Raw genomic sequence first — 6,925 nt, forward strand, 5'->3', positions numbered from 1 at the left:
CGCCCGGGGGCCGTCGGTGGGCTCCCGCTACGCGCGCAGGTACGCCAGCACCGCCAGCACCCGGCGGTGGGTGTCCTGCGCCGGGGGCAGGTCCAGCTTGGTGAGGATGCCCGAGACGTGCTTGCCCACGGCCGCCTCGGAGACGACCAGACGGCGGGCGATCGCGCTGTTGGACCGGCCCTCAGCGATCAGCGCCAGCACCTCCCGCTCGCGCGGGCTGAGCCGCTCCAGCGGGTCGCGGCGGCGGCGCAGCAACTGCCGTACCACCTCGGGGTCGACGACCGTGCCGCCGTCGGCCACCTCGCCGAGGGCCGTGACGAACTCCTCGACCTGGCCGACGCGGTCCTTCAGCAGGTAGCCGACGCCCGTGCCGTCGCCGGAGTCGAGCAGTTCGGCGGCGTACCGGCGCTGCACGTACTGGCTGAGCACCAGCACGGGCAGCGTGGGCCGCTCCCGGCGCAGCCGTACGGCCGCGTGCAGGCCCTCGTCCTGGAAGCCGGGCGGCATCCGCACGTCCGTCACGACCACGTCCGGGTCGTGCTCCCCGACGGCGGCGACCAGGGCCTCGGCGTCGCCCACCGCGGCGGCGACCTCGTGCCCGCAGCGGCCGAGCAGCCCGACGAGTCCGTCCCGCAGCAGGACGCCGTCCTCGGCCAGGACGACCCGCAGCGGACGGTCAACGCGCAGGGTCACAGGGGATCTCCACACACAGCAGGGTCGGTCCGCCGGGCGGGCTGGACAGGGAGAGTCTGCCATCGAGCACCGACACCCGGTCGGCGAGTCCGGTCAGCCCGCTGCCCTGCCCCGCCCGCGCGCCGCCGCGTCCGTCGTCGCGGATCCGCAAGCACAGCCGGCCGTCACGGTGCCCGCCGCTGACCTCCGCCCGGTTCGCTCCGCTGTGCCGGTCCACGTTGGCGAGCGCCTCGCACACCACGAAGTAGGCGGTGGCCTCGACGGCCGGGGAGAGCCGCCCGGGCAGCTCCAGATCGACGTCGACGGGCACGGCGGAGCGGTCGGCGGCGTCACAGACGGCGGCTTCGAGACCGTAGTCGGCGAGGACCTTGGGGTGGATGTTGTGGATGAGTTCGCGCAGCTCCGCGAGGGCGGCCCCGGCTTCCTCGTGCGCGGTGGCGAGCTGGTCGGCCAGCGGGCCGGGCGGGGCGTCGAGACGGGCCAGGCCGAGGGTCATCGTCAGCGCGACGAGCCGCTGCTGGGCCCCGTCGTGCAGATCGCGCTCGATGCGCCGCCGCTCCGCTTCGAAGGCGTCCACCAACCGCGCTCGGGAACGCGTCAGTTCGACCACCCGGGCCCCCAGGTCCACCTCCCGCGGCGCGACCAGCAGCCGGGTCAGTCCGGCCCGTGCCCCGGCCGCGACGCCCAGCAGATAGCCGCCGAGGACGAGCAGGAGCAGCCCGAGGACGGCCCAGCCGAAAGCGGCCGGCCAGCCGGTGACCAGCCACAGCTTGAGCACCTTCGCCTCGCCCGCGACGAGCAGCAGCAGCGGCGTGAGCAGCACGGACAGCGGGGCCAGCAGCCCGACGGCGAGCACCAGGGCGTCCACCGGCCACAGCAGCCCCGCGAACAGCAGGGCGTGGCCCAGCTCCCGCCAGGTGGCCCGCTCGCGCAGCCGCGTCGCCAGCCAGGCCCGCAGCCCCGGCGCGCCGGGCGGCTCGTGCGGGTCGGGCGCCGGCTCGGCGTCGACCAGCCGCAGTCGCAGCCGCTCCACCACCGCCACCGGAAGACCAGCCAGGGCGGTGGCCAACAGCAGCGGGATGCCCACCAGGGCGAGCGCCAGCACGCCGCCGGCCACCGCCGACAGCACGATCCCCACGAGCACCACGGCCCCGGCGACCGCGCCGGTGAGCAGGTAACCGGCCGCCCGCCAGGGCCACGCCGACAGCGGGTAGCCGGGGCGGGCCAGGGCCTGCCACACGTTCGAAGGGTGCATGGGGATCACCGTAGGAGCCCGGCCCGGGCCGGGCCATGGGCCGGGACGGAGGTCCGGGGGTAGGCCTGGCCCTACCCCGGATGTAGGTCCCGCCGCACTGCGCCGGACCGCTCCGGCCGGGTTTCGTGGTGCGACACCGACCAGCGGTGGACCAAGTGGATCCGCATCAGGGGGACTTCATGACACACGACGCCGTCCGGCTGGACGCGGTCACCAGGACGTACGGGGCGGTGACCGCGCTCGACGGGGTCTCGCTGGCCCTGCCCGCCGGGAGCTTCACCGCCGTCATGGGCCCGTCCGGCTCCGGCAAGTCCACGCTGCTGCAGTGCGCCGCGGGCCTGGACCGGCCGGACTCCGGCACGGTCACCGTGGGCGGCACGGAACTGACCGGCCTGAGCGAGCGGCGGCTGACGCTGCTGCGCCGCGAGCGGGTCGGCTTCGTCTTCCAGGCCTTCAACCTGCTGCCCTCGCTGACCGCCGAGCAGAACGTGGCCCTGCCCCTGCGCCTGGCCGGCCGCCGCGTTCCGAAGGCCCGGGTCCGCGAGGCGCTGGAGCAGGTCGGACTGGCCGACCGGTCCCGGCACCGACCCGGGGAGCTCTCCGGTGGCCAGCAGCAACGCGTCGCCCTGGCCCGGGCGTTGGTCACCCGCCCGGCGGTGCTGTTCGGCGACGAGCCGACCGGCGCGCTGGACACCCGCACCGGCCGGGAGGTGCTCGGGCTGCTGCGCGGCATGGTCGACCGCGAGGGCCAGACGGTGGTCATGGTCACGCACGACCCGGTGGCCGCCGCGTACGCCGACCGCGTGGTCTTCCTCGTCGACGGCCGGGTCGGCACCGAGCTGACCGGCGTCGACGCCGCCACCGTCGCCGCCCACATGACCCGTCTGGAGGCCGCCCCGTGCTGAGCGTCGCCCTGCGCATCCGCTGCACCTCGCCCGCGGGCGGTTTCGTCATGACCCTCCTGGAGGCCGCCCCATGCTGAGCGTCGCCCTGCGTACCCTGCGCATCCGCTGGACCTCCTTCACGGGCGGTTTCGTCGCGCTCGCCCTGGGCGTGGCCCTGCTCACCGTCATGGGGCTGGCCCTGGCCTCGTCGGTCTCCGCCCCGGAGCGCGGGCCCGAGCGGTTCGCGGGTGTGCCGGTCGTAGTGACGAGCCACGAGACCCTGCGCGTGCCCACTCCGGCCGGTGGGCGCACGGCCCGGCTCGCCCACCCGCGCCCGATCCCCGCCGCGACCGTGGCCCGGCTGCGCGAGCTGGGGCCGGTGGTGTCGGACCGGTCCGCCACCGGCGTGCACCGGCTGGGCATCGAGGCCGACCCGGCGGCCGTCCGGGAGGTGGTGGGCGACGACGCCCGGGTCCTCACCGGGACCGCGCGCCGCCTCGCCGAACCCGGGCCGGAACGCGACCGTGAGGCACTGACCGCCATGAACGCCCTGTTCGGCACGGCGGGCGGCGTCAGCGCCTTCGTGTCGGTGTTCGTCGTGGCGTCGACCTTCGCCTTCGCGGTGGCCCAGCGGCGCCGGGAGTTCGCTCTGCTGCGCACGGCCGGTGCCACCCCGGGCCAGATCCGCCGGACCGTCCTCGCCGAGGCCCTGGCCGTCGGCGCCCTCGCCTCCGCCACCGGCTGCGCCCTGGGCTCCCACGCCGCGCCGCTGCTGGCCGCCCGAGTGGTCCGAGCGGGCCTGGCCCCGGCCTGGTTCACCGTCGGGGACCACGTCTGGCCGTACCACGCGGCGTTCTGGACGGGCCTGTTCGTCGCCCTGTGCGGGGCCGCCGCGGCCTCCTGGCGGGCCGGGCGCACGGCCCCCGTCGAGGCCCTGCGCGAGGCCTCGGCGGACCGCGGCCGGATCACCCGGGGCCGCCTGCTGAGCGGCACGGCCCTGCTGCTGGCCGCCGCCGTCACCCTGGCCCTCTCCCTGACCGGCGACCCGGGCGAACTGCTGCACCGCAAGAGCTACATCAGCCGCCCCATGCTGCTGATCACGGCGGCGGCCCTGCTGTCCCCGCTGTGCGTGCGCCCCCTGGTCGGGCTGCTCACCCGGCTGCCGGGCGTCTGCGCCCTGCTGGTGCGCGAGAACGCCGCCGCCGGGGCCCGCCGCACCGCCGCGCTCGCGGCTCCCGTCCTGATCACGGTCGCCCTCGCGGGGTCCCTGCTCGGCACGACCGCGACCCTGAACCGGTCGGAGGCGGCCGAGGCGCGCGAGCGGACCACCGCCGCGTTCGTCGTGACCCCGGCCGGCGGTGCGGGCTTCGACGCGGCGGCCCTGCGGCGGCTGCGGGCGGTCCCGGGCGCCGTGGTGGCGCCCTCGTCCACGACGGCCGTGCACGTGCTGGAGGACGGGGTGGCCCTGATCCGCTCCGAGGCCCGGGCCGTGACGCCCGCCTCCCTGGCCGCCACGGCCCGCCTGCCCCTCGCGGCGGGCCGGGTGGGCGACCTCGACGACGACTCGATCGTCGTCAACGAGGAGTGGCGGCGGCACCGGGTCGGCGAACGGGTCCGGGTCTGGCTCGGCGACGGCACCCGGCGGACCCTGCGGATCGCCGCGGTCATGACCACCGGCACCGGCGACAACGGCGTCTACGTCACCCCGCGCAACGCCCCGGGCGCCCCCGTCGACCGGGTCGACGTGGCCCTGGCCGAGGGCGCGGACCATGCGGCCGTCGCCACCGCCCTGCGCGCCGCGGCCGGCACGGGCCGGGTCCTCACCCGGGACGCCTGGCTGCGGGCCACCCAGCCGGGGACCGAGCGCACCACCCGCCTGGGGCTCCTGCTGGTCCTCGGCATCGCCCTGCTCTACACCGGCATCTCCGTGGCCACCACCACGGTCATGGGCCGGTCGGACCGCGTCCGGGACCTGGCCGTGCTGCGGCTGACCGGGGCCACGCGGTGGCAGATCCTGCGGCTGACCGGGGCCGAAGCGCTGACGGTCGTGGCGGCGGGCGCCCTCCTCGGCCTGCTGGTCACCGTCGTCAACCTGGCCGGACCGGCGGCCGCCCTCGCCCTGCAGTCGGCCCCGCCCGCCCTCGTCCTCCCGTGGCGGGCCCTGGGCGCGACGGTGGCCGCCTGCGCGCTGCTCGCCGTGGTCTGCGCGGTCGTCCCCACCGCCCTCGCGCTGCGCCGCACGGCGGTGGACCTGGCGGGGATCCGCGAGTGAACGGGGATCCGCGAGTGAACCGGACCCCGCGGTGGATCTCATCATGAGACCGACGAGGGGGACCGCCCTACAGTGGAGCCATGCGACGGACCTCGTTCGGCGACTGGCCCTGCTCGATCGCCCGCACCGCCGACCTCCTCGGCGACGCCTGGACCCTGCTGGTGCTGCGCGAACTCTTCTACGGCGAGTCCCGCTTCGACGGTTTCACCGGCACCCTCGGCATCGCCCGCAACACCCTCACCGACCGGCTGCGCCGCCTGGAGGGCGAGGGCCTGATCGAGCGCCGGGCGTACCAGAGCGAGCCGGTGCGCCACGCGTACCTGCTGACGGACAAGGGCCGCGACTTCTTCGGCGTGCTCGCCGCGCTCAGCGCCTGGGGCGACCGCTGGCTGGCCGGCGACGCGGGCGTCCCGGTCGTCCTGCGCCACACGCCCTGCGGCCACGACACCGAGGCCCGGGTCGTCTGCTCCCACTGCGGCGAGCCCCTGCACCACCACGACCTGACCGCGCGCACCGGCCCCGGCTACCCGGACCGTCTGCTCGCCGACCCGGTCGTCCGGGCCCGCTTCGGCACCGGGCGCCCCCTGGGGGACGACGGTTCCGAGCGGACCTGACACCGCACCGCCCTCCGCCGGGCCCGCTCGTGAGATAGCTCACGGGCGGGACGCGAAGACGACCGGACCGGGCTGTGCGAAGCCTCACAAGGCCAGGGGGAAACAAGAATCGGGCCTCGGTGACTTGCGTCACCGAGGCCCGATTCGCTGTGCGCGAGGGGGGAGTTGAACCCCCACGCCCTTGCGGGCACTGGAACCTGAATCCAGCGCGTCTGCCTATTCCGCCACCCGCGCATTGGGTGTGTCCTGGGCTCCGGCCCTTTGGGGCTGGCGCCTTCCGACACCCAGAACATTAGCACGCTGGACGGGGTGGGTTCACATCCCTTCTTCCCGCAGGCAGGGGCCCCGCCGAACCATCCGTGGCCCCGCCACGTATCAACGCGTGCCGCTTCACGTATCAACCTCGTACCGGTACCCGCTTCCTCCCCACGAGGCGGTCCGGGTCCACAGCCGGGTGCGGGACACTGGTCTCCGGCCGCCTCTACGATCCATGGCGGGAGTACCTGAAGCGGTTGCGCGCGGCAGTACCCCGGCAGGAGTTCGAAGGGGCGCTCCACAGGGAACTTCGTCATGCGTCGACACCCGTCGGCCGGCCTGACAGGGGGAACCAGCCGATCGACCGGCGCGTGGATACGATCAGTAAGCAGTACCAGGCAAGTGGCCCGCAGGGCAGTACACAGGACGGCAGCGACGGAGGAGGTGCCCCATGGGAGTCCTGAAGAAGTTCGAGCAGCGTCTCGAAGGTCTGGTCAACGGCACCTTCGCCAAGGTGTTCAAGTCCGAGGTCCAGCCCGTGGAGATCGCGGGAGCGCTCCAGCGTGAGTGCGACAACAACGCCACCATCTGGAACCGCGACCGGACGGTCGTCCCCAACGACTTCATCGTCGAGCTGAGCACGCCGGACTTCGAGCGGCTCAGCCCCTACTCCGGCCAGCTCGGCGACGAGCTCGCCGGCATGGTGCGCGACTACGCCAAGCAGCAGCGCTACACCTTCATGGGCCCGATCAAGGTGCACCTGGAGAAGGCGGACGACCTGGACACCGGCCTGTACCGGGTGCGCAGCCGTACGCTCGCCTCCTCCAGCAGCCAGCAGGGCGGCCCGGGAGGCGGCGCCGCGCCCGCCGCCCCGGCCGGACGTCCCGGCGGCTACGGCTACCCGCCGGCCGCCTCCCCCGCCGGCGCCCCGCCCATGCCGGCCGCGCCGCCG

Annotated in this window: 6 protein-coding genes and 1 tRNA gene; 4 read left to right on the forward strand and 3 right to left on the reverse strand. The window is 75.3% G+C overall.

Annotated features, from left to right (window positions below):
* Nucleotides 1–27: 27 nt before the first annotated feature.
* Together CHR28_RS36455 and CHR28_RS36460 are read right to left on the reverse strand one after the other, a co-directional pair.
* Nucleotides 28–687: a response regulator transcription factor gene (locus CHR28_RS36455; protein WP_179272695.1), complete on the reverse strand. Its 660-nt coding sequence runs from the start codon at nucleotides 685–687 to the stop codon at nucleotides 28–30.
* Nucleotides 677–1,948, reverse strand: coding sequence for a sensor histidine kinase (locus CHR28_RS36460; protein WP_179272694.1), 1,272 nt, complete (start codon nucleotides 1,946–1,948; stop codon nucleotides 677–679). Before CHR28_RS36460 ends, CHR28_RS36455 begins: the two co-directional genes overlap by 11 nt.
* Nucleotides 1,949–2,127: 179 nt before the next feature.
* On the opposite strand from CHR28_RS36460, the gene CHR28_RS36465 reads away from it, so the two are divergent.
* From CHR28_RS36465 to CHR28_RS36475, 3 genes are all read left to right on the forward strand, one after another.
* The gene (locus CHR28_RS36465) at nucleotides 2,128–2,853 is read left to right on the forward strand and encodes an ABC transporter ATP-binding protein (protein ID WP_094058020.1); all 726 of its coding nucleotides are present in this window, start codon (nucleotides 2,128–2,130) and stop codon (nucleotides 2,851–2,853) included.
* A 70-nt stretch (nucleotides 2,854–2,923) separates the two neighbouring features.
* Entirely contained in the window at nucleotides 2,924–5,104 is a 2,181-nt protein-coding gene (locus tag CHR28_RS36470) for an ABC transporter permease (RefSeq protein ID WP_094058015.1), read from the forward strand.
* 80 nt (nucleotides 5,105–5,184) lie between these two features.
* On the forward strand, nucleotides 5,185–5,718 hold the full coding sequence (locus tag CHR28_RS36475; RefSeq protein ID WP_094058016.1) for a winged helix-turn-helix transcriptional regulator: 534 nt from the start codon (nucleotides 5,185–5,187) through the stop codon (nucleotides 5,716–5,718).
* 150 nt (nucleotides 5,719–5,868) lie between these two features.
* Here CHR28_RS36475 and CHR28_RS36480 read toward each other — a convergent pair.
* Nucleotides 5,869–5,952 (reverse strand) — tRNA-Leu (locus tag CHR28_RS36480).
* Between the two features lie 472 nt (nucleotides 5,953–6,424).
* Here CHR28_RS36480 and CHR28_RS36485 point away from each other — a divergent pair.
* The coding region (locus CHR28_RS36485; protein WP_143655963.1) for a DUF3662 domain-containing protein at nucleotides 6,425–6,925 on the forward strand (501 nt) is incomplete at its 3' end.

Origin of the sequence: Streptomyces sp. XY006, from assembly GCF_002237655.1 — a bacterium.
Lineage (GTDB): Bacteria > Actinomycetota > Actinomycetes > Streptomycetales > Streptomycetaceae > Streptomyces > Streptomyces levis.